Origin of the sequence: Candidatus Pelagisphaera phototrophica (assembly GCF_014529625.1) — a bacterium.
In the GTDB taxonomy this organism is placed as follows: domain Bacteria; phylum Verrucomicrobiota; class Verrucomicrobiia; order Opitutales; family Opitutaceae; genus Pelagisphaera; species Pelagisphaera phototrophica.
On record NZ_CP076039.1, the window covers coordinates 2517179 to 2542397 of the forward strand.

Here is a 25219-nt window from a genome sequence, read left to right on the forward strand (position 1 = left end):
CGCGATCCCATTACGGTCGCGTTTTTTTGGCACTGAGTCCCGAGACTAACTAATCCAGTTTGTCAGCTACTTCTCGAGCAAAATAGGTCAGTACTAGGTCCGCTCCCGCTCGCTTGATCGCCAAAAGGGATTCATCCCTACTTTTCTCGTAGTCGAGCCATCCCAATTGAGACGCCGCGTGGATCTGAGCATATTCTCCGGAGACTTGATAGGCCGCCAGCGGCAAGGCAGACGCCTCTCGCAAATCACGAATGATATCCAGATAAGGACCCGCAGGCTTGACCATCAGAAAGTCCGCACCCTCTTCCTCATCCAAAAGCGCATCCGCAATTGCCGCGCGCCGGTTAGCCGGATTGAGTTGATAGGTCTTTTTGTTTAGAGTGGTTGTCCCAGCAGCACCGGCACTGCCCACCGCTTCACGGAAAGGACCATAATAGGCAGAGGCGAATTTCGCCGAATAAGCCATAATCGCGGTGTTGGTGAAACCTGCCTCGTCCAATATCTCCCGTATCGCACCAACTCGCCCATCCATCATGTCGGAGGGAGCCACGATATCGACCCCCGCAATTGCCTGATGCACGGCCATCTGGCACAATCTCTCAACCGTTTCATCGTTGAGAACGTAATCCCCAGTCGCATTCAACACGCCATCATGCCCATGCGATGTATACGGATCTAGCGCCACATCCGTGATCACTGCAATCTCCGGAACCGAATTCTTGATCGCTTTCACGGTCCGCAAAACGAGTCCATCTGGATTCCCTGCCTCCGAACCCACGTCATCCTTCAATGAGGGATCGATACTGGGAAACAAAGCCACCGCTCGTACTCCGACCTCAGCTAGTTCTCGGCACTCCTGCACCAGATCCTTTACGCTTCGTCGAAAAACCCCCGGCATGCTGCCGACCGGCTCTTTGGGTCCGTCCCCATCGATTACGAAAAGGGGTGCGATCAAGTCCTCCCTTCTCAGCCAGTTTTCCTGCGTCAAAGCCCGTAGAGCTTGCGTTCGGCGGATCCGTCTGGGACGCCTCCCTAAATCTAGCTTGAAATCTTCGGTATGATCAGAATCGTTCATGACAAATCACTTGGCAAAATGCAGCATCTTATAGCAACACGCAAAGCGGAAGAACTCTCAAAGGCAAGAGTTTGCGAAGATCGTCCTGCCAAGACCTGCTGCTAACTCCTATGGCCTTAGGATTCGGAATTGGCATTTCCGCACTTTGCCCAGCAACGTCCGCTTCCCCAAGGATCACCCAATTTCCACCCGTTCTATGATGTCAGACGTCCTTTTTCACAACACACTCTCTCGAAAAGCGGAGCCCATCCAGCCGTCTAAAGGCAATCTGGTCGGCATGTACTGTTGCGGCCCCACTGTATATGCCCAAGCCCACATCGGCAACTTTCGCACCTTTCTTTCCCAAGACGTAATGAGAAGGACATTACAGATTGCTGGGTTCAAGGTAATCCATGTTCGCAACCTGACGGATGTTGACGACAAAACCATCGCAAAGTCGCGTGAAGAATGCAAACCCCTGCAGGAAGTTACAGAGCTTTGGACGAAGGTCTTCCATCGCGATTGTGAACGATTCAACATGCTCAAACCTCAGATTGAACCTAGAGCGACCGACCACATCCAGGAACAAATCGATATGATTGCCAATCTGCTGGATCAGGGCCACGCCTACGCCACTGACGATGGCAGTGTCTACTTTAGAGTGTCTTCATTTGAGAACTACGGGAAGCTATCGCGACTTAAGGAACGCGAATTGACCACGAGCGCCGCAGACTCGTCACCGAACGACAGCGACGAATACGAACGCGACTCCATGGCAGATTTCGTAATGTGGAAAAGTCGTAAGGAAGGCGACGGAGATGTTTTCTGGGAAAGCCCTTGGGGACAGGGTCGACCGGGTTGGCATTTGGAATGCTCGGCGATGGCGATGAAATATTTAGGCTCCAACCTGGATATTCATTCAGGGGGCGAGGATCTCATTTTCCCTCATCACGAAAACGAGATCGCTCAAAGCGAATGTAGCTGCAACTCACAATTTTTCAAATACTGGATACACTGTGCGCACTTGCTCGTGGAGGGCGGAAAAATGTCTAAAAGACTAAATAACTTTTACACCGTAGACGACATTGAGAAAAAGGGCTTTCCGCCGGTCGTGTTACGATACGCGCTCACCAGCGGTGCCTATCGACAGACCATTAACTTCACCATGGATTCGCTCCATGCGGCGCAAAGCGCCTTGGTGCGGCTGAAAAGATTCTCAGACGACATTCTTGGAACTTCGGGTCTCAAGCGTTCTGCACTGCTGAAGGCGATTGGAAAAGGTAAGCATCTGAAGGACGATTGGGGAATGTTCGCCGCTGCCTGGGAGAAGTTATCCAATGATCTAAATATTCCTGCGGCCCTCGGTTCCATCTTCACCTCTATTAAATCAGCGAAGATTGAGGAGCTGGATCCCGAAGCAGCAGCCAAGTACGCCATCCCCTATCACAAACTCATATACGCCTTAGGCTACGATCTCGATCAATTTATCGCTGAGAAGCCGAAGGTCGACGCTCCAGAAGAAATCAAGAAGCTCGCTTTCGAGAGATGGGAAGCGAAACAGTCGAAAGACTGGGCGACCTCAGATCAACTCAGGGATGCGTTGCAAAAGCAGGGATGGAAGATCCTGGACAAGAAAGACGGATACGTACTGGAGCCACTGTAAGCAAAACCTAGAAAGAACGTTCCAGTCTCCATAACTCGGGATTGCTGTAGTCGCTTGCCACCGTGTAAGGTGCCTGAGGCTCTTCTAGGGTTGTCTAGCTTTCTAAGTCCCTCGACGATTGGAGAACTTCATATTCACATAAAACTACCCACTCCCAAATCAGATCCAGCAATCCGGACCCGGCTAATAAAAACCGAATGAATTTCGTGATTCACATTTTCCCTCATTCGTGAAAGTTCATGACTTTCATAGCAACAACCGTAACTACTCTCTTTTTGCTTCCGAAAAATAGGCCACATGAAAGCCCAAATGACTCCTCTTGAGGAAATCCGACATTCTTCTTCGCACGTTCTGGCCACCGCGGTCCTTCGACTCTTCCCAGACGCGAAGCTCGATATTGGTCCGCCAACCGATACAGGGTTCTATTACGATTTCGACTTGGAGCACAAGTTTACCGCGGAGGATCTTGAAAAGATCGAGGCGGCAATGAAGAAGGTCATTAAAGAGAACCAGAAGTTCGAACGCATCGAAGTTTCGCGCGAAGAGGCCGTAACGATGATCACCGACTTTGGCCAAACTGAATATAAGTTGAGCCGCCTTCGGGACATACCTGAAGGCGAACAGGTTTCCTTCTACCGAAATGGGGAGTTTCTCGATCTCTGTGCCGGGACACACGTCAACTATACGAAAAAGATCAAAGCCTTTAAACTATTGAGCGTTGCCGGGGCCTACCATCGTGGCGACTCCAACAATAAGCAGTTGCAACGTATTTACGGGACCGCTTTCCAGTCAAAGGATGAACTAGCAGAGTACCTCGAGATGCTTGAGGAAGCCAAGAAACGCGACCATAGACGTCTCGGTAAGGAGATGCAGTTATTCACCTTTGATTCTGAGCACGTCGGACCGGGTCTTCCGCTCTGGATGCCGAAAGGAACGGAGCTCGTGGAAGAGCTTGAGAAGCTCGCTAAAGAAACCGAATTCGAAGCGGGATACGATCGTGTAAGGACGCCTCACATCGCCAAAGAATCGCTCTATCTAACGAGTGGCCATCTGCCCTACTACGAGGAGTCTATGTTTCCTGCCATGGAGTTCGAAGAAGAGACGGGCGGTGAAAAAGTCCGCTACTTCCTCAAGGCAATGAACTGCCCGCACCATCACAAAATTTACGCCGCTGTACCCCGAAGCTACCGCGACCTTCCGCTGCGTTTAGCGGAATACGGAACGTGCTACCGCTACGAGCAATCCGGTGAGCTGATGGGTCTAATGCGTGTTCGCTCCATGCAAATGAACGACGCCCATATCTATTGTACGGCGGAGCAGTTCGAGGCAGAGTTCAATGCGGTCAACGAGATGTACTTGAAGTATTTCAAGCTCTTTGGCTTCGAAAAGTATCTGATGCGATTCTCCACCCACGATCCGGACAAGCTCGGCAAGAAGTTCGTCGATAATCCGGAACTCTGGCTCAAGACCGAAAACATGGTGCGCGATGTATTGCAGGCCTCAGGAATCAACTACGTCGAGGTTCCAAATGAGGCCGCGTTTTATGGACCCAAAATCGACGTACAGGTCTGGAGCGCTATCGGCCGAGAATTCACTATCGCCACCAATCAAGTCGACTTCGCCGTTCCAGCTCGTTTCGGCTTGGAATACACGACCAGCGAGAACAAGAAAGAGACTCCATTGTGCATCCACCGCGCGCCGCTGGGCACACATGAACGGTTTATCGGTTTTCTGATCGAGCACTTTGGCGGCGATTTTCCGACCTGGCTGGCTCCTGAGCAAGTGCGCGTCCTTCCGATTAGCGATAAAATAGCGGACTATGCCCAAAGTATTCTGGCAGATTTGAAAGCGGCAGGCGTTCGAGCAACCGCTGATCTTCATGCGGAGAAACTCGGGGCTAAGATTCGAAAAGCCGAGCTTGAGAAAGTCCCTAATGTTCTCATCGTCGGAGCCAGTGAAGCCGAGGAAGGCAACGTTTCCGTACGTTCACGATTCGAAGGAAACCGGGGGAGCATGAGTCGAGAAGCATTTCTCACTGATCTTCTCGAGGCGATTCAGGTACGAAAGCTGCAAATCAAGGAATAGAAGCGAATTCAACCGCAGCGATCGTGTGAATGGATCGCTCGTCACGATCGCAAGTACGTGATCAGCTAGTTGTTTCTCGCAGAAGCTTGCCAAGAACCATCCATCCCCAATCGTGCTGATTACGCTTTTCGCTTTGGCAAGAACACTCGAGCCTAGCATGTCGGCTGACTGGTTCACTGCGACCATGGATCCATCTTCTAGATAGCCAACACCCTGCACATCTTCCTTGCCGATTTTCATGATCGATACGGAGAGAGCCCCACCGATTGCAACTTCTTGAGCCAGAGCCCTGTTGAGGTTCAGAATATCGACAAAAGGAATGCCAATGTGCCTCGCTTCCTGAAGAAGTGCTTCGCGGGTTGCCAACAACAGTCCCTTCGATGAGGAAACCACGAACAGTATTTTCTCGTCCCTTGGATCGCTGCTTTCCAGATCACTATCGATCACACGGAAATCAATAAGTTCGATGTCTCTGAGTTCGCTGACCGTCTTCAGCCCTCTCACTCCACGGTTTTTTTGTATACTATTGATGAGCTAGAAAGCTTATGCGACTCGATCACGACAAATTTGGGAGTAGCGATCGCGTCGCTCAACAAGCGGGTATTCGCTAGCTTAACCACGCACCCATCAACAAAGGTGCTGGTATCAAGCACAACTGGCGGAATCTCGACGCTCTGTGGCTCAAACTTGGCGTAGGGCATTGTAGGATTGAATTCGTCCCAACCTTAAAAGGCAATTACTTTAGACAAGCAGGTTACTCTAAAGAATACACACAATCGGGAGATGTAGATCACCTGAGGTTATCCACCGTCAAACAAGGGGAAATCGTTATGAAATGAGATGCTACTGCTCCCATTCGCAGCCCAAAAGTTAACCCGGACAACGCTCTCAGCGAAAATCCCTTTAACAGGATATCAAACAAAACCAGAAGTGCCCCGAGCAAACCGCAGAACATTACTGAAATGCCGCGTGGACATTGATATCTGGGAACAAAAAGCCACTGTTTAGTCCCCAATGTAGGAAAACAGCATCATAATAATGCGAATAACTAAAATGGATTGATTTTTTGGTGCCTGGAAAGCGAATGGGCTCAGCCTTGCGACTGGAGCACATATATCGCTATCAGCAGCAAAATGAAAATCGTCATAAGGATATAAATCAGCTGTTTCGCTTTACGCGCCTTTTCAATCTGTTCTGGTGTTTCGTCCATAGTCTCCTATCACTATTTTCTATGCGACACTGGCTCGTAAAGCAAGAACCCGAAACTTATCCTTGGTCTAGACTCCTCGAGGATAAAAAGACGATTTGGCACGGAATCCGCAATTACCAGGCCCGAAATTTCATGAGAGAGATGTCCAAGGGCGATCTGGTCTTTTTTTACAACAGCGGGAGGGCAAAGGAACTAGTCGGATTGGCCAAAGTTGCTAAATCAGCCTACTCCGACCCGACAGCGACCGAGGGAGACTGGGCCGCCTTTGACTTAAGGGCCATGAAATCCCTCAAGCAACCCGTTACCCTTCAGCAAATCAAAGCGGATCCTAGCTTCCAGGAACTGCATCTCGTGCGAAATTCCAGGCTTTCCGTCATGCCGATTGGAGAAAAAGAATTCAAACACTTGCTGGACCTCGCTCAAACAACCGCTTGAATCCCTCCACGTGCTCGAGAAACTAACAGTGATTGCCCCAGGGCTGCTCGGTGCTTCTATTGGAATGGCCGCTCGGCAGCGCTCCCTCGCGAAATGCATATCCGTGTGGGCCAGACGGGCCGAAGTGCGACAAGCGCTAGAATCCAAAGACTGGTGCGATGAGGCGCCCGCCAGTATCGAAGACGCCTGTTCCGGAAGTTCGTTAATCCTTCTCTGTGCCCCAGTAGAACGAATCAATGAACTCGCATCAAAAATCTCCCCAATGCTCGATTCCAACCCGATTGTTACCGACGTTGGCAGCGTAAAAAGCAAATTGAGCCGTCATTGCCATACGGTTCTAGAATCAAAGGGCCGATTTGTGGGCTCTCACCCCATGGCGGGATCGGAAAAAACCGGCATGGAAAATGCCGATGCGAATCTCTTCGAAGGAAACACCTGCTTCATTACACCCTTTGAAGAAACGGACTCAAACGCCGCCAAATACGTATCCGATTTCTGGATTGCTTTGGGAGCGAACGTATTGCAGGAATCACCTGAACGCCACGACGCCATCGTCGCAAACGTAAGTCACCTTCCTCACCTGCTCGCCTCCAGTTTGGCAAACTATCTATCCACCGCTCTACCCGCAGCAGCCCAATTTTGTGGAAACGGATTAAAGGACACAACCCGAATCGCTTCCGGCGACCCGCTAATGTGGCGAGACATTATTGTGCAGAATCGACCAGAGATCATTCGATCATTAGACGCCTTTCAGAACGAAATCCAAAGTCTTCGGACTGATATCGCAAACGAAGACGACTTCGCGGTCTTGGGAAAGCTTGCTCAAGGTAAAGCGTTTCGCGATCAGCTCGATTCCTAAGGAATCCATAAATTCTTTATGCAGGATCCCTATCCCATTTCACCCTTTACCGTTCCCGTTTCAGCCAAAGTCGCCATACCGGGCTCAAAAAGTATCACCAATCGAGCGATCCTCTTAGCAGCTCTTTCGGAAGGTGAAACCCGTCTCGATAATTGTCTTTTTAGCCGAGATACAGAAATCATGATCACTGCGATCCAGGATCTCGGTTTCGAAATTTCCAAAGATGAATCCCAGAAGCGGATATACATCCGAGGTCTGGGCGGTCTCATACCGAATACCAAGACTAAAATAGACATTGGCAATTCCGGTACATCCGCCCGCTTCCTAACTGCAATGCTGGCCACCTGTCCGGAAGGCGACTTCGAGCTTGACGGAGACGCTGCCATGAGAAAACGCCCTATCCAAAAGTTGGCGAATACGCTCATCTCTCTGGGTTGCCGGATCGACACCTCCGATGGTCTTTTCCCTATTCGAATTCGCCCCCAGGGACTCAAAGGGGGTAAAGCTACAGTCGATGCATCCGAAAGCAGCCAATTTGTTTCGGCTCTCCTAATGGCGGCCCCCCTTGCGAAGGAGACACTTAAAATTGAGCTTAGCGATTCTTCCATTCGAAGGGGCTACATCGATTTGACGCTCAAGATGATGGAGCACTTCGGAATTTCACCAGAAAAGCTGTCCGCATCAACAGACAACTACCATGTCAATCCCGCCCCCTATTCCGCGCCGAGAAATGGCTATTTGATTGAAAGTGACGCCTCTGCAGCCAGCTACTTCATCGCCCTTCCGCTCGCGACTGGAGGAGTGGTCGAGATCGAAGGCGTATACAAGGATTCCCTCCAGGGTGACATCGCATTCGCTCAAATCGCTGAAAAAGCAGGCGTCACTCTTGAATGGAGAACAGATTCCCTCGTCGTGAGCGCAAACCTTAGCGTTAATCCTATACCCCCTCTTTGCGCCAACTACTACGCGTTCAGCGACACTTTTATGACTGGCGCGGCCATCTCGCCGCTGGCGAACAGTCCCACATTAATCGAGGGAATCGGACACACGCGACATCAAGAATGCGATCGAATTGAAGCCATGGCCGCAGGATTGGCCAATGCCGGTCAGTCCGTCCACGAGACGGAATCATCTATCGAGATAACCCCCTCTCTACTCAAACCAGCTACAATTGAAACTTACGAGGACCACCGAATAGCAATGAGCTTTGCAATATTGGGAAGTCACGACGCCCTGGGCAATGGTAAACCTTGGTTGAACATCGTCGACCCGCTCTGCTGCGGCAAAACCTTCCCGAATTTCTTCGATGTTCTTGAATCGGCTCGGGAACAGAGTTTAGCCAATCATTCGTAATCAATCACAGATACCTCGGAAAATCCGATTCTAGCTTATGCTCAACTGAAACATCAGACAACATTTATCAAAATCCATCCTCGTGATTCGTAAATCGAGACGTACCGTACACGCCTAGTGACCAAAAGTAAATTCATCATCGTTGCTGTCGACGGAGGTGCCGCTGCCGGCAAGTCATCAACTTCAAGAGCCCTTAGTCAACGCTTCGGTCTTATGCATGTGGATACGGGTTCCTTCTACAGGGCGACAACTCTCAAACTCATGGAAGTAGCTGTATCCCCTGAAGATGAGGCCGCGGTTAGTGATGCCCTTTCTAAGATTACAATCGGAACTTCCATCTCCGGAAACACGGCTTCCATTACCGTCGATGGACGAATTCCCAATGCGTCCATCAGAAGTCAGGCCGTCAATGAGAAAGTTTCCCAATTCGCCGCGCTTCCAAAACTTCGGACCTTTCTTTTGGACTACCAACGGTCTCAGGTGGAGGTCGCCCGAACAAATGGATTCAGCGGTCTCATCATGGAGGGTAGAGACATTGGATCCGTGATTTTTCCCGATGCGGACCTGAGGCTCTACCTTTTCGCAGATCCCGCCAAACGCGCTCAACGCCGTGCTAAAGAAGGAATATCCGATAGCGTAGAAAAACGGGATCAGATGGACTCTTCCCGCAAAACCGCCCCCCTTCAATGCCCAGATGGGGCTACCCTACTGGACAGCTCTGATATGACCCTTGAAGAGGTGATTGAAAAAGTGTCCAGTTGGATCGAGGAGATTATTTCCCCATGAATTTCGACAGGAAGGTTTACTGGGTAAGCTTCTGGTTCATCCGCAGTTTCTACCGAAATCTCCTACTAGGAGAAGTCCGGGGCTTAGATAATGTCCCCAGAACAGGCTCGATTATTCTAGCATCCAACCATGCTAGCCATCTCGACCCGCCTCTGCTGGGATGCAATATCCTGCGCATCATCACATACTTCGCCCGAAAGACCCTCTGGAAAAAAGGGATTGGGGCGGCCTGGATGGATGCTGTGGGAGCGATCCCCATCGATCGCGATGGCGAGTCGGATATCAAGGCAATGAAGCGAACCTTGGCAGCCCTCAAAAGCGGGGGAGTACTCACCCTCTTCCCTGAAGGTACTCGTAGTCCCGATGGTACGCTTCAATCCGCAAAACCGGGAATCGGCCTGATCGCTGCCAAATCGCAATCCGCGATCGTCCCTTGCCGCATCTTCAATGCCCACAAAGCTCTGTCAAAAGAATCGAAACTCCCCAACATGAATCTCTCCATCCACATCGTATACGGAAAAGCACTACTTCCATTAGAATACGATCCGGGAAAGTCCGTTGGCAAGGAACGATACCAGAAAATCGCGGACAACATCATGTCCGCGATCGGAAAAATTAAACGCCCTAGATCAAAGGTACTCTAGCCTAGGAACATAGCTTGCCTTCGGTCTCCAAGCAAACATCTTCACTGGCACAATCTCATCCGGTCTTTCACCATGTTCACAAAACCGGAACGCCGGTATCTTAATGCAGCAGCTCAAGAGAACTTTAATTCCAAATGATCCGATGAGGGGACTAACTAATTCGCACTACGCCGCAGTTCCAACGATAAATCATCTTAAGCGGTGTCGCACGAGCAACCTACAAGCCTACGCTTAGGTCACTCTTCACGATTTCGGGGGTTGATCATTTTCGTTCATCGCCAATATTGTCTCTACGTTTGCTAACCTACCTGTGGAACTCCTCAATGAGTGCAATTCACTTTAACCCAAAACAAATTATGATCCACTCCCCTATTTCACTCAACACTCTCCTCAAACGAGGGTCTCGCCCACTACTTGGGCTAATTATTGCAGTCCTCATTTTGAGCGTCGTCTCAGCGCAGGAGATTCCTCGAGGAATTGTAACGAATGAAGCGGAAGCGTTCCAAGGCTACACGCTCTACGCTCCTCTCCGAGGAAACGAGACACTTCTCTTGAACATGGAAGGTAGGGTCGTTCACAAGTGGACGAGTGCACACCACCCTTCCAACTGCGCCTACCTCCTGCCCAACGGCGATCTCCTCAGGTCAAGCAAAGTAATGGGAAACGAGGTCTTCGGAAGCCGAGGCCCTAGCGGTGGTCGAGTCGAATTGTTCGACTGGGAAGGAAACCAACTCTGGGACTTCGTGTTCTCGAATGGCGACCATCACCAGCATCACGACATAGAACCTCTTCCAAACGGCAACGTCCTAATTCTCGCATGGGAGCGGCGGACGAAAGAAGAAGCGATCGCTGCCGGACGGAATCCTCAAGCGGTATCTGAAAATGGGATATTTCCCGACATCGTGGTTGAGGTGAAGCGGAACGGTCCGACGACCGGCGAAGTTGTCTGGGAGTGGAGAGCCTGGGACCATCTTGTCCAGGACTACGACGAAACCAAAGCTAACTACGGAGACGTTGGAGTGCACCCTCACCGTATCGACGTAAATCTCAATCCCCGACCCCGCACAGACTGGATGCATACTAACGCGATCGACTACAGCCCCGAGCTGGATCAGATCGTACTCAGTCCACGCAGCTTCAATGAGATTATTGTCATCGATCACAGCACGAATACCGAAGAAGCCGCCAGCTCGACGGGCGGACGGGCTGGTAAAGGCGGGGACATACTCTACCGCTGGGGAAACCCGGCCAACTACCAAGCCGGAACGCCCGCAGACCGCACGCTGTTCCAGCAGCACGACCCGCGATGGGTGCAAGCGGGGCAACCCGGAGCAGGCAATCTCACCATTTACAACAATGGCTCGGATCGTCCCGAGGGGAAATACTCAACGATCGAGGAAATCGTCCTGCCTATTAACTCAGGTGGCTCCTATCGAATCGAATCAGGCAAGGCCTTCGAACCCGTGCACCCTGTTTGGTCATACCGCGCGTCAAAACCGACCGACTTTTACTCCTCCTTCATTTCAGGAGCGGAACGACTCCCTAATGGCAACACCCTCATCTGCTCGGGAGCCGAAGGCCTGTTTTTCGAAGTCACTCCAGACAAGAGGATTGTTTGGGAATACCACAATCCCGTCACCCTGCCTCCCGCAGGGCCAGAAGGTCCTCACAGCGTTTTTAGAGTTACTCGATACGCCTCAGACTATCCCGCATTCAAAGGGAAAAACTTGAACTAGTCACCCATGAAGCGGCACCAACACATCGCGTTCTTCCTTACATCCCTAATCCTTCTCTCTAGCGCCCTGCTAGCGGCCAATGACGAATGGTCGATACATCAAGATTCTGTCGAAAACCCAGATGTACCCAAGGGCGAGATCCTCACTTTCACGTTTGACGACTCAAAAGTGTTCCCCGGAACGTCCCGGAAAATCTGGGTCTACGTACCGGCTCAGTACGAAGGGACCCAACCCGCCTGTCTTTACGTCTGCCAAGACGGCATCAAATACGAAGCAACTACTGTATTCGACAATTTGATTCATCAAGGCGATATGCCGATAACGATTGGTGTTTTTGTCGCCCACGGGCGCCTCTTAGTCGAAGATCCCGAAACTCAGGTGGACCGATTGAATCGGAGTTACGAATACGACAGCGTTATCGACAGCTACGCTCAGTTCCTGCACGAGGACCTCCTTCCCACCATCGAAGGCATGAAGACGAGCGATGGACGCCGAATCCACCTGTCCCCGCGAGCGACCGACCGAATGATCGCCGGAAACAGCAGCGGAGGCATCGCCGCTTTTACAGCAGCGTTTCTCCATCCGGAATGGTTTTCCCGAGTATTCACCGGCGTAGGGACCTATGTCGCGATGCGCGGGGGTGAGCAACTGGCCGGTTTGATTCGAAAAGTAGAGCCCCTCCCCCTTCGCGTGTTCTTGCAGGGCGGGAGCAATGATAACAATAAAGACGTCGGCGACTGGTGGATGGGTAATCAATCCATGCAGCGCTCGCTAGAGTTCGCGGGATACGAGGTGAAGCACGCCTGGGGCGAAGGAGGCCACAATGCCAAGCACGCCACATCCCTTTTCCCCGACGCCATGCGCTGGCTCTGGAAAGACTGGCCTGCCTTGCCTCAAAACCATGGGCACTCAGGAGAATGGTACAACCGGTCTATTATCCCCGATCAGCCTTGGGAGCTCATAGGCGAAGGCTACGGATTCACCGAGGGTCCCGTGGTCACCCCCAACGGCGAGGTCTACTTTAACGACCTGAGGCACAGCAAGACCTACCATATCGACCTCGACGATCGAGTATCCGAATGGATGAGCGATACCCAACGAGCAAACGGCATGGCCTACGGGCCGGATGGCCGGCGCTATACTCTGGCCGCCAACGTAGAGGAACTTTGGGCGTTTAATGAGAAAGGTCATAAAGATGTCGTGGCTAAAGGGATACGGGGCAACGACATTGCCATAGCTTTCAATGGAAACATGTACATAACCGAACCCGTTAGCAACGCCAGCAAGCGCTCCGATCGAAGCCGCGTTTGGCTGGTTCGTCCTAATGGTGAAAAGCAGGAACTCGACTACGGTTTGAAATTCGCTAACGGAATCGCCCTCTCACCTGACCAGACCCAACTCTATGTATCCGACTATGATTCCCATTGGATCTATAGCTATATGGTCCAGCCCGACGGCACTCTTGCCTACAAGCAACGCCTCATCTGGTTGTACAAAAAGGACTCTGAGGACTCCTCCCGAGCGGACGGCGTGCGTGTGGACCGATTCGGAAACATTTGGGTCGCAACCGCGTTGGGTATCCAGATTTGCGATTCAGCAGGCCGCCCTCGCATCATCCTGCGCACACCTAATGGGCGGGTGGCCAACTTCTGCTTTGGAGGACCCAACTTAGATACGATCTACGCCACCTGCGGCGACAAGGTCTTCAAACGCAAAGTGAAATCTATCGGGGCTCAAGCTTGGCAAGCCCCTATCAAGCCCAAACAGCCGAAGACCTGAATCGCTTTCCATATCTAATTTAGAGTTTCTCCATTAGGTCACAACGACACGCGGGGCTCCTGTTGCTGGCAAAAGAGACATGAAGCTGTCTCTCTCAACCTTATCGAGTAGGCACACAAACGACCTTTGTCGTTAGGCAAACGAATTAGGAATTTCAAATATGGATTGCTGTCTAATTTTCACTGAGAATCCCTAGCCTCAAGTGCTCACTTATTAAAATAACCACTATATTAATTCCTTTTACCTTCATCAAACCTAAAATACCTCCTAAACTATCCAATTCTGATGGGATATCAGTTAAAACCTTGTTAGGCCCGCAAAAAATCGGGGGTAAAAACTATGAATACGCAGAGAAATTCAATTTTGTTTATCCTAATATTTTCAGCTTGAGTAAGTTGGGGCATAACTCCCCTCTAGGCAATTATTTCTCGCACCTTGGTGCCATTTCATCCAATCTAAGGCAACTTAAACGAATTTTCTTTAAATCGACCTGTCTAACCGTACGTTTTTTAACTTTGTGAGCCTACCGAAACCCATAACGCTTCTCCTCGTAGCTGCCATCGCCAACCCGATGTGCTGCTGCCTGAGCTTTGCGGAGATGGATCTTGAGGCTTCGTCGGAGGCAAGTGCGGACTCTCACGCCTGTTGTCAGCAAGCGGACATATCAACTCAATCAGAGCAATCGTCTCCTCCCGGGGATCACGATTGTTTTCACGAAGAGATTGAAGGTTCACAATACAGCGACAATACAGGCTTCTCTACCACATTCTCAACTGGGCCCTCCCAACAGGTAGTGGACTATGTAGTTGCTACAAGCCTTTACACCGTACCGCATTTAATCGCTATCTCTGACTCGGCTAACAGGCACTGCCCCTGCTGTAGGGGAACTGAGATTTCGTATTCACAGAAGTACTGCGTCTTCATACTTTGATACGTACAATCGCTGCTTGAGCAACGTCGCTCGAGTTAGCTCATTCCGATTGGATCAGCCGGTCCACCGTGGGCCGACCAGGCCTGCTCAGGCCGCGCAAGCCATCCAATCCCAACAGAGTCTTCACAGACTCCCATTGCACGTACACAATATGAAACTCACAGTCTATTTTCAGAAAAAAGTTTATCGGTTTTGCCTCAGCTTGGCGACCCTTTCTACTATTCCGCCGATCTATTCGCAAGTTCCCGAATCGAGCGTGCCTGAAGCCTTGCTGCAAAAAGACATCGCGGGTCGCTACATCCTAGAGGCCCTCCAAAATAATCCTGGGATACTCTCGCAGGAAAAGCGTTACCAAGCGGCTCGTGCCTCAATCACCACCGCTCGGGCTTTGCCCAATCCGCGCGTTCAGATTACGCATTTCGTTGAGTCCATCCAGACGAGGACCGGACCGCAAAGGCAGGGAATTCAACTGCAACAGCCCTTTCCCGCTATGGGAACCCTAGGCCGAAGAACCGATATCGCTCGCACCCACGCTGAAGCACTTTGGCACGCTTACGCGATTCAACAGTTCAAGCTAATGGAGAAAGTCGTCGAAGCCGTGTTCGACCTGGCGTACATCGAGAAGTCAATCGAGATCACCCTTAAAAACATAGACCTTCTGCAGCGTCTCGAGTCCATTGCCGAGGATCGCGTCAAATCGGGTGCCAGCTTAACCGATCTCTTGCGGATCCAAGTCGAAATCGAACGCCACTTCGATAGGGTATCCAAACAAGAAACGCAGCGGGACTCTACTGGCTATACGCTGGAAAGTCTTTTGGGAAAGGACCCCACCGGCAGGCCGTTCACCCTAGACTGGGAAGCGCCGCAACCCATTGAGATTGAAACGAAACAGTGGATCTCCTTCCTACGCGAGCATTCCCCCGAGGTCGCCATGTTACGTTCAATTGAATCCAGCCAGGAAGCACGCGAACGATTGGCCAAGCTCGCGAACCGCCCCGAATGGTCTGTAGGATTAAACTACCTACGCACCGGCGATGCTTTGAATTCAGCAACTTCCGGAAGCGGCGACGACCCTTGGGCGATTATGGTCGGCGTATCACTCCCGATCTGGGGCAAGGCCAATAATGCCATCAGTATAGCGGCCGCTCTTGAAAAAGACGCCGTGTCTGCCCAAATCCTAAATCAGGAGAGAGTGCTTATTGGAAATGGAATGTCATGGATTGCCAAACTGGAAGACTCACAAAAACGCATCCAGAGATTCCAAACGAAGCTCATTCCACTTGTCCGACAAGTCCAGGAAATCACCGAATCCAGCTACCAGTCGGGGAACGCCAGCGCGCTCGACATTATCGATAGCGACCGAGCCCTTCTCCAACAGGAAACTGAATATTGGCGAGCCGCGGCGGACGCCTGGATCGCCCGCTGGAAACTCGCCACCCTCTCAGGAGGGCTCTGGTTGAACTAAACTAATTAGCCCAGGAACTGATACCAGCCACAGAAAGCGTAAAATCCAGAAGAATGCTTAAAAACTTACACATACCCATTCAGATCCTATCATCCTTTTGTGACTTCTGTGCTCCTTGTAGTTAACCTAAAATTTTTATCATGAAAACTAAAACGTATCTGATATCTGGAGGCATCGCCCTCCTACTAGCCATTTTCTTCCTTGGGCGCTGGACTGCACCAAATTCCACCAACCCCCACGGGGACCATAATCAGTCGGCAACGGCGCCTTCTGCCCAACAGATTTGGAACTGCTCCATGCACCCACAGATTCAAGCGACCGAGCCGGGGAATTGTCCCATATGCGGCATGAAGCTCATTCCCATCGGTCAAGGGTCCGGATCCGAAGACGGGTCGAGATCGTTTAGTATGAGCGAAACCGCGAAAGCGTTGGCTGATATTCAGACCAGTCCCGTCGAAAAGCGATTTCCCCAAGCGGAAATTCGACTGGTGGGAAAACTCGGCTACGATGAAACCAAAGAAAAGTCCCTGACTGCCCGCTTCCCCGCCAGAATCGACGAGCTTTTTGTTAACTTCACTGGTATTCCCGTTAAGCAAGGAGATCACCTTGCTCTGGTTTACAGTCCGGAGCTTCTAACGGCTCAAAGTGAGTTACTATCCGCCTTCCAATACGATCCAAATGGCTCCACGACATTGGCAGCGAGAGAGAAACTACGTCTCTGGGATTTGCTTCCCCAACAGATTGATTCCATCATTCAAAGCGGTAAATCGAGCGACCATTTTGAACTTAAAGCCCCTATTAGTGGGGTCGTCGTCCACAAGAATGTCAATGAAGGGGACTATATAAAGACGGGTCAGCCTTTGTTCCGAATTGTCGACCTCAGTGCTCTCTGGCTGCGCCTGGAAGCCTACGAATCCGATCTAGCCTGGCTTCGCTTTGGTCAGCAGGTGTCATTCAGTGTCGAGGCTTACCCCGGACAAACTTTTCAAGGACGGATCACTTTCATAAACCCAGAGCTCGACCCGAAGTCACGCACCGTATCCGTTCGGGTAAACGTTCCCAACGGAGATCGTAAACTGAAGCCGGGCATGTTTGCCAAATCGATCGTCCGATCAAATATCGCACTGGCCGGTAAGGTCTACTCTCCAGCATTCGCCGGCAAGTGGATCAGTCCCATGCATCCGGAAATCGTAAAGGACGCTCCGGGTAAATGCGATATTTGCGGAATGGATCTTTTGCCTGCGGAAGAGCTGGGATACGTACAGGACCCAAATGCGGAACCCCCTCTTGTCGTACCCGCCTCCGCTGTACTGCGGACCGGAAAACGAGCTGTTGTTTATGTTAAGATTCCGGATACGGAAACGCCCACCTACGAAGGACGGGAAATTGAAATAGGAGCCCGCGCTGGGGACGTCTTCATCGTTTCCTCGGGTTTGAGTATAGGTGATCGCGTCGTAATCAATGGCGCATTTAAGATAGACAGCGCCCTTCAAATTAGAGCCAAGCCTAGCATGATGAATCCCGAAGGCGATGGACCGACACCCGATCACGATCATGGAGACACTGTGCCAACTACTGGGCAGAGCGAGCACATTGACGGCAATCTTCTCGAGTTTGATTCTGCGACGACGAAGGATGTTCTTCCCCACTACTTCGCTCTTCATTCTGCGCTGGCCGCTGACTCGATCGACGAAGCAAAGAAGGCCCTCAGGGAAATGATGGCGGCAACGGGTCATAGCGGTCCCGCTGGTGACCTGATTCACACAATGCTGAAAGCCGACTTGCTCGACGACCTCCGGAGACCCCACTTCGAAGTACTCTCCAATGCGCTAATCAAATCGGTTTCTAGCTACGATGAAGCCTTCGAAGGGAACCTTTTCCAAATGCACTGCCCAATGGTCTACCCTGACCGCGGTGCAGACTGGCTGCAGAAAGACAACCAACTGAAAAACCCCTACTTCGGAGCAATGATGCAAACCTGTGGAGAGATTCATAAAGAATTTTAATTAACCACAAAAAGTACAAAATCTACAAGAAATGAATACGGAGGTCCAACAACTCACAGATACTGTACGCGAAACTGCATTTTCGCTTCATAGCTACTTGAAGAACGGCCTGCTCGAAAAAGTTTATAAAAATGGACTCGCACATCGGCTTCGAAAGAAAGGATTGAAAGTAAAACAACAGTGCCCAATTCGAGTCTACGATGAGGATAGAATACTCTTGGGAGAATACTTTGCCGATCTAGTTGTGGAAGAATTGATAATTATTGAACCGAAAGCAGTGAAGACACTTGCTGACGAGCACACCGCTCAGGTACTCGCCTATTTTAGATCGGCAAAGCTAAAACAAGGAATCCTTTTAAACTTCGGAAATCCTAAACTGCAAATCAAGAAACTGGCACAGTGACAGCTCGCAACCTAAGTTTTTGTGCCTCCTGTGAATTCTGTGATTAGAACACAAGCTAAACCTATCATTACATGATCAATCAGCTCATACGTTTTTGTCTCGAGAATAAGATTGTCGTGGTCCTATTTACAGCGGCCTTGATTCTCTGGGGCATAATGGTGGCTCCGTTCGACTGGAAGATCGATGCCTTGCCACGCGATCCCGTACCCGTGGATGCGATACCGGATATCGGAGAGAACCAGCAGATCGTATTCACCAAATGGATGGGGCGATCCCCGCAGGACATTGAAGACCAAATCACCTATCCGCTCACAACGGCGCTTCTCGGACTTCCCCAGGTAAAGACGATTCGCAGCTATTCCATGTTCGGATTTTCCTCCATCTATATAATTTTCAAAGAGGAAGCAGAATTTTATTGGACGCGTAGTCGCATACTGGAGAAACTGAACAGCCTTCCTTCCGGCACGCTCCCGCAAAGCGTCTCACCGCAACTCGGTCCCGACGCGACTGCGCTGGGACAGGTATTCTGGTATACGCTCGAGGGACATACGCCCGACGGAAGCCCTTCTGGAGGCTGGGATCTCGATGAGCTCCGCTCTACGCAAGACTGGTACGTTCGCTATGCTCTTCAAGGCGTCGATGGTGTCGCGGAAGTCGCCTCAATCGGAGGTTTCGTGAAAGAATATCAAGTCGATGTCGATCCCGATGCCCTGCGGGCCTATGGCATCGCCCTGCACGATGTCTACAACGCCGTCCGTGCCAGCAATATCGATGTCGGCGCTCGGACGATTGAAATCAACGCGGCGGAATATGTGGTTCGCGGGCTCGGATTCCTCGAATCTCTAGACGATCTTCGCCGAACGGTAATCACTCAACGGGACAATGTGCCCATAACCCTCGACCAGATTGCGGAAATAGAGTTTGGCCCGGCTCTCCGCCGCGGAGCCCTCGATAAAGCAGGGGCCGAAGCGGTCGGCGGTGTGGTAGTTACCCGCTATGGCGAAAACCCTCTCGCGGTCATTCAGCGCGTCAAAGATAAGATTGCCGAGATTTCGCCCGGACTCCCCAAGAAAACGCTCGAAGACGGAACCGAAAGCCAAGTTAAAATCGTTCCCTTCTATGATCGCACGAATCTTATCTATGAAACACTTGGCACTCTCGAAGACGCGGTAAGTCAGCAAATTCTGGTTACAATCATCGTCGTCGTCTTGATGGTGCTGCATCTGAGAAGCGCCGCCCTCGTCTCAAGCGTCCTCCCACTGGCTGTACTTTTTGCCTTCGTCGGCATGAAACTCTTCAAGGTCGATGCCAATGTGGTTGCGCTTTCAGGTATCGCCATCGCTATCGGCACCATTGTCGACATGGGAGTTGTTCTGATCGAAAACATTCTAAAACACTTGGACGAATCCTCGGAAGACGAAGATCGGCTTGAGGTCGTATACAGAGCTTGCACGGAAGTGGGCAGCGCAGTGGTGACTGCAGTTCTTACAACTGTTATCAGCTTCCTCCCGGTATTCACGATGGAAGCCGCCGAAGGAAAGCTATTTCGGCCCTTGGCATTCACGAAAACATTCGCTCTGGTCGGTTCAATCGTAGTCGCGCTAACGATCATCCCTCCGCTCGCCCATTGGCTGATAGCGGGAAAGTTCAAAGCGGGCCGGACGAAAATGGGACTTTGGGTAGTCACCGCTCTCGCCGGAGTTTTTTGTCCCTTCGCTTTAATCTGGTTTCCCGCATGGCTTGGCTTTGCTCTCTTCGGCGTTGCTTCGTTTAACCTCCTCAAGGACCGCCTCCCCACGCAAACCCAACAATGGGTGATCTACAGTTGCAATTTTCTGATTACCCTTACAGTGGCTCTAGTTCTCGCGTCTGACTGGAAACCGATCGGCCCAGATCAGTCGATAGCAAACGCAGCTTTCGTTATTGTTGTTATAGGCGGACTGCTAGGATCCTTTCATTTTTTCATCAAGTACTACTCTTTCCTTCTGGCGTGGGTACTGAGAGCAAAAGGGCTTTTCCTCACTTTCAATGCGGCGATCATTCTATTTGGCTTGATGGTCTGGATCGGCTTTGGAGCCGTTTTCAGTTGGCTTCCGAACGCCCTTAAAGAGAACAGGATGTGGAGCAGTGCCGCCCACACGCTTCCTGGTCTAGGTAAGGAGTTCATGCCCACTCTCGATGAAGGTTCCTATCTTTACATGCCAACCACGATGCCCCATGCTTCGATCGGCGAAGTCATGGATGTACTGCGAAAGCAAGACATGGCGATCAATGCCATACCCGAAGTTGAAATTGCGGTCGGAAAACTCGGCCGCGTGGACAGCCCGCTGGATCCCGCTCCCATTTCAATGATCGAAACGATCATATCCTATAAAACCGAATACAAGGTAGACAGCAACGGTCGTATCCTCACGTATTCCTTTGATCGAGAAAAAGGAGCCTATGAGTATAGCCCCGGGGGAGATCTCATCCCCGACAAAAACGGAAAATCGTTCCGACAGTGGCGCAGCCACATTAACTCGCCCGAAGACATATGGGCTGAGATTGTTCGAGCAGCCACCATACCCGGGACGACCTCTGCTCCGGAGCTTCAGCCGATCGCCGCTCGCATCGTCATGCTCCAAAGCGGAATGCGGGCTCCAATGGGCATGAAGATCTACGGACCCGATCTTGAAAACATTGAGAAGGTGGCCTTGCGCATCGAATCTCTCTTGAAACAGGTTCCCGCCATAAAGCCGGAAGCGGTACTGGCCGATCGCATGGTCGGAAAGCCCTATCTCGAGATCGATATCGACAGGGATGCCACTGCCCGCTACGGCATTAAAATCGCCATGGTGCAGGACGTGATTGAGGTAGCCATTGGGGGCAAACCCATCACCCAGACGGTCGAGGGGCGCGAACGCTACGGGGTTCGCGTACGCTACCAGCGGGAACTGCGCGACAGTATCGAAGAAATTGAGAACATTCTCGTCACCGCTCCGGATGGCACTCAGATACCACTGGGGGAACTTTCAACGATAAACTATCTGAGAGGCCCCCAGGTGATCAAGGCAGAGGACACCTTTCTCGTCGGTTATGTAATATTCGACAAGCAAGCAGACTTCTCGGAAGTAGACGTTGTTGAGCAGGCCCAAGGCTTCTTAGCGGACAAGATCGAAACCGGTGAGCTTTCGATTCCGTCAGGCGTCAGCTACAAATTCACTGGCAGCTACGAGAACCAAGTTCGAGCGGAAAAGAAGCTAATGGTTGTGCTGCCAATTGCTCTTTTCGCAATATGGCTAATTTTGTATTTCCAATTCAAGCGTATCACCACTACTTTGCTTGTGTTCTCAGGGATACTATTCGCTTGGTCCGGAGGCTTCATCCTAATCTGGTTCTACAATCAACCCTGGTTTCTCAACTTCGAGCTCTTCGGAGAAAATGTGCGATCGCTCTTTCAAATGAGCACTATCAACCTCAGCGTCGCCGTCTGGGTCGGATTCCTCGCCCTATTCGGAATCGCCACCGACAATGGAGTCATCGTCTGCACATACCTTCAACAGGTGTTCAGAGATAAGTCGCCGCAATCCATCGAGGAGATCCGGGAAGCGACCCTCATTGCCGGCACACGCCGCGTACGTCCCGCCATGATGACGAGTGCCACTACCATCCTAGCGCTACTTCCTGTATTGACATCTACAGGACGCGGCTCCGACATAATGGTTCCCATGGCCATACCCACGTTCGGAGGCATGCTCCTAGCTATCATCACAATCTTCGTCGTGCCCGTACTCTATTGTACGATCGAAGAGCTGAGAATCAAATTCAAACATTGACCCGTCCCACGGACCTCGGTTTTCCAACGATCCATACATCATTTTAAACCTACTAAAACATGAAAACACTCATTGCGTCATCTATCGCAGTCATCGTGACAACATTTAGCTTTGCGGACATAGAAGCGGAACTCACATGTTCAACTCCTCAGTTCGAAACCTATTTCGAAGCCCAGACCGCGCTTGCCAACGACGATCTCTCCGCAGCTCAAACCGTAACGAATTCATTAGTCGAGCTAGCAAAGGAAAAGGGTTGCCCACTCGAGAGAAAAGAGTGTTGCGCCGCTGAACTTGAGGCCGCTAGCAAAATCGCTAAAACGACCGACATCGCAACGGCCCGAAGAGCATTTAAACGGTGGTCCGATGCGCTTTTCGCTAAGTTAGAAGATTCCGGCTTGGCAGAAGGTCCCGTCTACAAGATGCACTGCCCGATGGCTTTTGGGAATACTGGCGGCATCTGGCTTCAGAACTCGAGCGATCTTAGAAATCCCTATTACGGAGCCATGATGCTCAAGTGTGGCATGATTCAGAAAGAGTATGAATCGAAACCGGAATCATAGAGCTCCCACCAAGCCAATTCGCATGGAGCGCATCAACCTTCAGAATAAACGGCTATTCGAAAAACTCAGTCCCACCCATCGATTAAGAGAATCGCAATTTGGCAGAAATGAGCAATGACTTCTTCTAAAGATAACCCGGATTGCTGCCACCAAAATAGCGACGGCGAGCATCCTGAGAACGCCCCCACTCCCAACAGGAAATACTATTGCCCGATGTGTCCCGGGGCAGAATCGGACAAGCCTGTCGATTGCCCCAAATGCGGCATGCTCCTAGAGCGCAACCCATCCTACCGGGAATCCACCCAAACGATTTACACCTGCCCCATGCACCCGGAAGTGCAGCATGGCCATCCGGGTCAATGCCCCCAATGCGGCATGGACCTGGAACCGATGTCACCCGTAAATTCAGACGAGGAGGAGAGTGATGAGATCCGTTCCCTCGCCATAAAGTTTTGGATCGGACTTGGACTGACCATTCCCGTTTTTCTCATCGCCATGGGAGGCATGATTCCCGGGCTGTCGCTCGAGGAATTCCTTCCGCGTTCCGTTACGAAATGGGTTGAACTGATTCTCGCCACTCCCGTCGTCTTCTGGGCAGGCGGCCTGTTTTTTGTCCGCGGTTGGCAATCTATTGTCAATCGCAGCCCCAATATGTTCACGCTCATCATGTTAGGTGTGAGTGCCGCTTGGGGATTCAGCACGGTCGCCGTTGTCTTCCCAGAGGTTTTGCCGGATTCCTTCCGCATGCACGGCGAAGTTGGCGTCTATTTCGAAGCCGCCGCCGTCATTACCGTATTGGTTCTTCTCGGACAATGGCTAGAAGCTCGGGCCCGCCGACAGACCGGCCAAGCCATCCAAAGCCTTCTCGATCTGGCCGCCAAGACCGCTCACCGTGTCGATGATAACGGTGACGAAGAAGACTTAGACATCGACGTGATACAAAAAGGCGACCGACTGAGAGTCCGGCCAGGTGAGAAGATTCCCCTAGATGGATCGATCCGAGAGGGCAAGAGCGCCGTCGATGAATCCATGATTACCGGCGAACCGGTTCCGGTCGAGAAAGGCGAAGGTGACAAGGTTATCGGGGCCACCGTCAACCATACCGGCAGTTTCATCATGGAAGCCGAGGCTGTCGGTGATGAAACGATGCTGGCGCGCATCATCGGCATGGTAGCGGACGCCCAGCGCAGCCGGGCCCCCATCCAGAAACTCGCGGATACGGTCGCAGGCTACTTCGTCCCAACCGTTGTGCTTGCAGCCGTAGTGGCCTTCTTGATGTGGGCAATGTTCGGCCCCGAGCCGGCAATGGCATACGCGATTGTTGTGGCTGTCTCCGTTTTAATCATCGCTTGCCCCTGCGCTCTGGGACTCGCCACGCCGATGTCGATCATGGTCGGAGTCGGCAAAGGGGCCCAAAACGGAATCTTAGTGAAGAACGCCGAAGCGATTGAGCGAGCGGAAAAGGTCACCCATCTGATAACCGACAAGACCGGCACCCTGACTGCAGGAAAACCGGCCGTAGTGGCTCTGAGCCCCAGCAATGGAGTTTCCTCCAAGGATCTCCTATGTTTAGCCGCTGCCGTCGAATCACAGTCGGAGCACCCTCTGGCTCGCTCCGTATTCGAAAAGGCGAAATCGGAAAAGCTGGAAGTTTCTCAGGCCACGGATTTCAAGAGCACGACCGGAGGAGGCGTCCAGGCGATGGTAGGCGAGACTCTCATTCGCGTCGGCAAGCAATCTTTCATCGAAGCGGAAGGAATTGAAATTCCGCAGGGTTTGACTACTGGGTCCGAGCGCCTTCAAGCGGAAGCCAATACGGTGATCTGGGCCGCCCGAGACGATCAGTTGCTCGGCTACATTGCGATTGCCGACCCCATCAAGGAAAGTTCGAAAGAAGCCATCGAATCCCTTCACGCGATGGGCATCACCATCGTCATGTGCACCGGAGACAATTCAAGAACGGCTAACGCAGTGGCCACAGCACTCGGTATTGACAAAGTTCACGCAGAAGTTTCTCCCGAGGATAAACAACGCATTGTGAACGAGCTAAAGGACGAAGGTCGTCATGTCGCCATGGCAGGCGATGGGATCAACGACGCCCCGGCCCTGGCTGCGGCTGACGTGGGAATCGCCATGGGCACGGGCACCGACGTGGCGATCGAGAGTGCCGGGCTAACCTTGGTTAAAGGTGACCTGCGTGGCATCGCGGGCGGTTTGCATCTCAGTCGGGCGACGATGCGCAATATCCGGCAAAATCTGTTTTTCGCCTTTGTCTATAACGCTATCGGTATTCCGATAGCGGCGGGTATACTGTATCCATTCATCGGAGTTCTATTGAGTCCCATGATCGCAGGCGCTGCCATGTCCTTCAGCTCAGTTTCCGTCATCACCAACGCCCTACGACTTAAAGGGCTGAACCTGAAGTAAAGGTCCGT

General features: G+C 51.6%; 19 protein-coding genes. 16 read left to right on the plus strand and 3 right to left on the minus strand.

Translation table 11 applies throughout. The annotated features are described in order from the left end of the window. Nucleotides 1–49 precede the first annotated feature (49 nt). Nucleotides 50–1075 (minus strand): porphobilinogen synthase, encoded by a 1026-nt coding sequence (gene hemB / locus GA004_RS10835; RefSeq protein ID WP_283393880.1) that lies wholly within the window; start codon nt 1073–1075, stop codon nt 50–52. 196 nt (nt 1076–1271) lie between these two features. Here hemB and cysS point away from each other — a divergent pair, with 196 nt between their 5' ends. Both cysS and thrS read left to right on the plus strand, forming a co-directional pair. After that, entirely contained in the window at nt 1272–2717 is a 1446-nt protein-coding gene (gene cysS, locus GA004_RS10840; RefSeq protein ID WP_283393881.1) for a cysteine--tRNA ligase, read from the plus strand. A gap of 297 nt (nt 2718–3014) precedes the next feature. Further along, nucleotides 3015–4802: a threonine--tRNA ligase gene (gene thrS / locus GA004_RS10845; protein ID WP_283393882.1), complete on the plus strand. Its 1788-nt coding sequence runs from the start codon at nt 3015–3017 to the stop codon at nt 4800–4802. Here thrS and GA004_RS10850 read toward each other — a convergent pair. Further along, nucleotides 4704–5306 (minus strand): PIN domain-containing protein, encoded by a 603-nt coding sequence (locus tag GA004_RS10850; protein ID WP_283393883.1) that lies wholly within the window; start codon nt 5304–5306, stop codon nt 4704–4706. The two genes, thrS and GA004_RS10850, sit on opposite strands and share 99 nt — an antisense overlap. Then, complete coding sequence (locus GA004_RS10855) at nt 5303–5503, minus strand: PIN domain-containing protein (RefSeq protein ID WP_283393884.1); 201 nt, start codon at nt 5501–5503, stop codon at nt 5303–5305. The genes GA004_RS10850 and GA004_RS10855 overlap by 4 nt, the downstream gene beginning before the upstream one ends. 530 nt (nt 5504–6033) lie before the next feature. On the opposite strand from GA004_RS10855, the gene GA004_RS10860 reads away from it, so the two are divergent. From GA004_RS10860 to GA004_RS10925, 14 genes are all read left to right on the plus strand, one after another. Beyond that, nucleotides 6034–6447, plus strand: a complete 414-nt coding sequence (locus tag GA004_RS10860) for an EVE domain-containing protein (protein WP_283393885.1) — start codon at nt 6034–6036, stop codon at nt 6445–6447. 10 nt (nt 6448–6457) lie between these two features. After that, the gene (locus GA004_RS10865) at nt 6458–7306 is read left to right on the plus strand and encodes a prephenate dehydrogenase (protein ID WP_283393886.1); all 849 of its coding nucleotides are present in this window, start codon (nt 6458–6460) and stop codon (nt 7304–7306) included. Between the two features lie 18 nt (nt 7307–7324). Continuing rightward, entirely contained in the window at nt 7325–8659 is a 1335-nt protein-coding gene (gene aroA, locus GA004_RS10870) for a 3-phosphoshikimate 1-carboxyvinyltransferase (RefSeq protein WP_283393887.1), read from the plus strand. 117 nt (nt 8660–8776) lie between these two features. Further along, entirely contained in the window at nt 8777–9445 is a 669-nt protein-coding gene (gene cmk / locus GA004_RS10875) for a (d)CMP kinase (RefSeq protein WP_283393888.1), read from the plus strand. Further along, entirely contained in the window at nt 9442–10089 is a 648-nt protein-coding gene (locus tag GA004_RS10880; RefSeq protein ID WP_283393889.1) for a lysophospholipid acyltransferase family protein, read from the plus strand. Before cmk ends, GA004_RS10880 begins: the two co-directional genes overlap by 4 nt. A gap of 356 nt (nt 10090–10445) precedes the next feature. Continuing rightward, nucleotides 10446–11825, plus strand: a complete 1380-nt coding sequence (locus GA004_RS10885; protein WP_283393890.1) for an aryl-sulfate sulfotransferase — start codon at nt 10446–10448, stop codon at nt 11823–11825. 6 nt (nt 11826–11831) lie between these two features. Then, the gene (locus tag GA004_RS10890; RefSeq protein ID WP_283393891.1) at nt 11832–13604 is read left to right on the plus strand and encodes an SMP-30/gluconolactonase/LRE family protein; all 1773 of its coding nucleotides are present in this window, start codon (nt 11832–11834) and stop codon (nt 13602–13604) included. A gap of 517 nt (nt 13605–14121) precedes the next feature. Next, a complete protein-coding gene (locus GA004_RS10895; protein ID WP_283393892.1) occupies nt 14122–14535 on the plus strand; it encodes a hypothetical protein in 414 nt (137 codons plus the stop codon). Between the two features lie 151 nt (nt 14536–14686). After that, the gene (locus GA004_RS10900; protein ID WP_283393893.1) at nt 14687–16000 is read left to right on the plus strand and encodes a TolC family protein; all 1314 of its coding nucleotides are present in this window, start codon (nt 14687–14689) and stop codon (nt 15998–16000) included. Between the two features lie 140 nt (nt 16001–16140). Next, the gene (locus GA004_RS10905) at nt 16141–18006 is read left to right on the plus strand and encodes a heavy metal-binding domain-containing protein (RefSeq protein ID WP_283393894.1); all 1866 of its coding nucleotides are present in this window, start codon (nt 16141–16143) and stop codon (nt 18004–18006) included. A gap of 31 nt (nt 18007–18037) precedes the next feature. Continuing rightward, nucleotides 18038–18409 carry a GxxExxY protein gene (locus GA004_RS10910; protein ID WP_283393895.1) on the plus strand — a complete coding sequence of 124 codons (372 nt, stop codon included), beginning with the start codon at nt 18038–18040 and terminating at the stop codon, nt 18407–18409. Nucleotides 18410–18480: 71 nt separating this feature from the next. Continuing rightward, a complete protein-coding gene (locus GA004_RS10915) occupies nt 18481–22224 on the plus strand; it encodes an efflux RND transporter permease subunit (protein WP_283393896.1) in 3744 nt (1247 codons plus the stop codon). Between the two features lie 59 nt (nt 22225–22283). Beyond that, nucleotides 22284–22784 carry a DUF3347 domain-containing protein gene (locus GA004_RS10920; protein ID WP_283393897.1) on the plus strand — a complete coding sequence of 167 codons (501 nt, stop codon included), beginning with the start codon at nt 22284–22286 and terminating at the stop codon, nt 22782–22784. A 114-nt stretch (nt 22785–22898) separates the two neighbouring features. Then, complete coding sequence (locus GA004_RS10925) at nt 22899–25211, plus strand: copper-transporting P-type ATPase (protein WP_283393898.1); 2313 nt, start codon at nt 22899–22901, stop codon at nt 25209–25211. Nucleotides 25212–25219 lie beyond the last annotated feature (8 nt).

Excerpts from the sequence above, each read along its gene's own strand:
- GA004_RS10905 (WP_283393894.1), top strand. The coding sequence starts at position 16,141 with ATGAAAACTAAAACGTATCTGATATCTGGAGGCATCGCCCTCCTACTA.
- GA004_RS10890 (WP_283393891.1), top strand. The coding sequence starts at position 11,832 with ATGAAGCGGCACCAACACATCGCGTTCTTCCTTACATCCCTAATCCTT.
- GA004_RS10860 (WP_283393885.1), top strand. The coding sequence starts at position 6,034 with ATGCGACACTGGCTCGTAAAGCAAGAACCCGAAACTTATCCTTGGTCT.
- GA004_RS10915 (WP_283393896.1), top strand. The coding sequence starts at position 18,481 with ATGATCAATCAGCTCATACGTTTTTGTCTCGAGAATAAGATTGTCGTG.
- aroA (WP_283393887.1), top strand. The coding sequence starts at position 7,325 with ATGCAGGATCCCTATCCCATTTCACCCTTTACCGTTCCCGTTTCAGCC.
- GA004_RS10920 (WP_283393897.1), top strand. The coding sequence starts at position 22,284 with ATGAAAACACTCATTGCGTCATCTATCGCAGTCATCGTGACAACATTT.
- thrS (WP_283393882.1), top strand. The coding sequence starts at position 3,015 with ATGAAAGCCCAAATGACTCCTCTTGAGGAAATCCGACATTCTTCTTCG.
- hemB (WP_283393880.1), bottom strand. The coding sequence starts at position 1,075 with ATGAACGATTCTGATCATACCGAAGATTTCAAGCTAGATTTAGGGAGG.
- GA004_RS10910 (WP_283393895.1), top strand. The coding sequence starts at position 18,038 with ATGAATACGGAGGTCCAACAACTCACAGATACTGTACGCGAAACTGCA.
- GA004_RS10855 (WP_283393884.1), bottom strand. The coding sequence starts at position 5,503 with ATGCCCTACGCCAAGTTTGAGCCACAGAGCGTCGAGATTCCGCCAGTT.
- GA004_RS10900 (WP_283393893.1), top strand. The coding sequence starts at position 14,687 with ATGAAACTCACAGTCTATTTTCAGAAAAAAGTTTATCGGTTTTGCCTC.
- cysS (WP_283393881.1), top strand. The coding sequence starts at position 1,272 with ATGATGTCAGACGTCCTTTTTCACAACACACTCTCTCGAAAAGCGGAG.
- GA004_RS10925 (WP_283393898.1), top strand. The coding sequence starts at position 22,899 with ATGACTTCTTCTAAAGATAACCCGGATTGCTGCCACCAAAATAGCGAC.
- GA004_RS10880 (WP_283393889.1), top strand. The coding sequence starts at position 9,442 with ATGAATTTCGACAGGAAGGTTTACTGGGTAAGCTTCTGGTTCATCCGC.
- GA004_RS10885 (WP_283393890.1), top strand. The coding sequence starts at position 10,446 with ATGATCCACTCCCCTATTTCACTCAACACTCTCCTCAAACGAGGGTCT.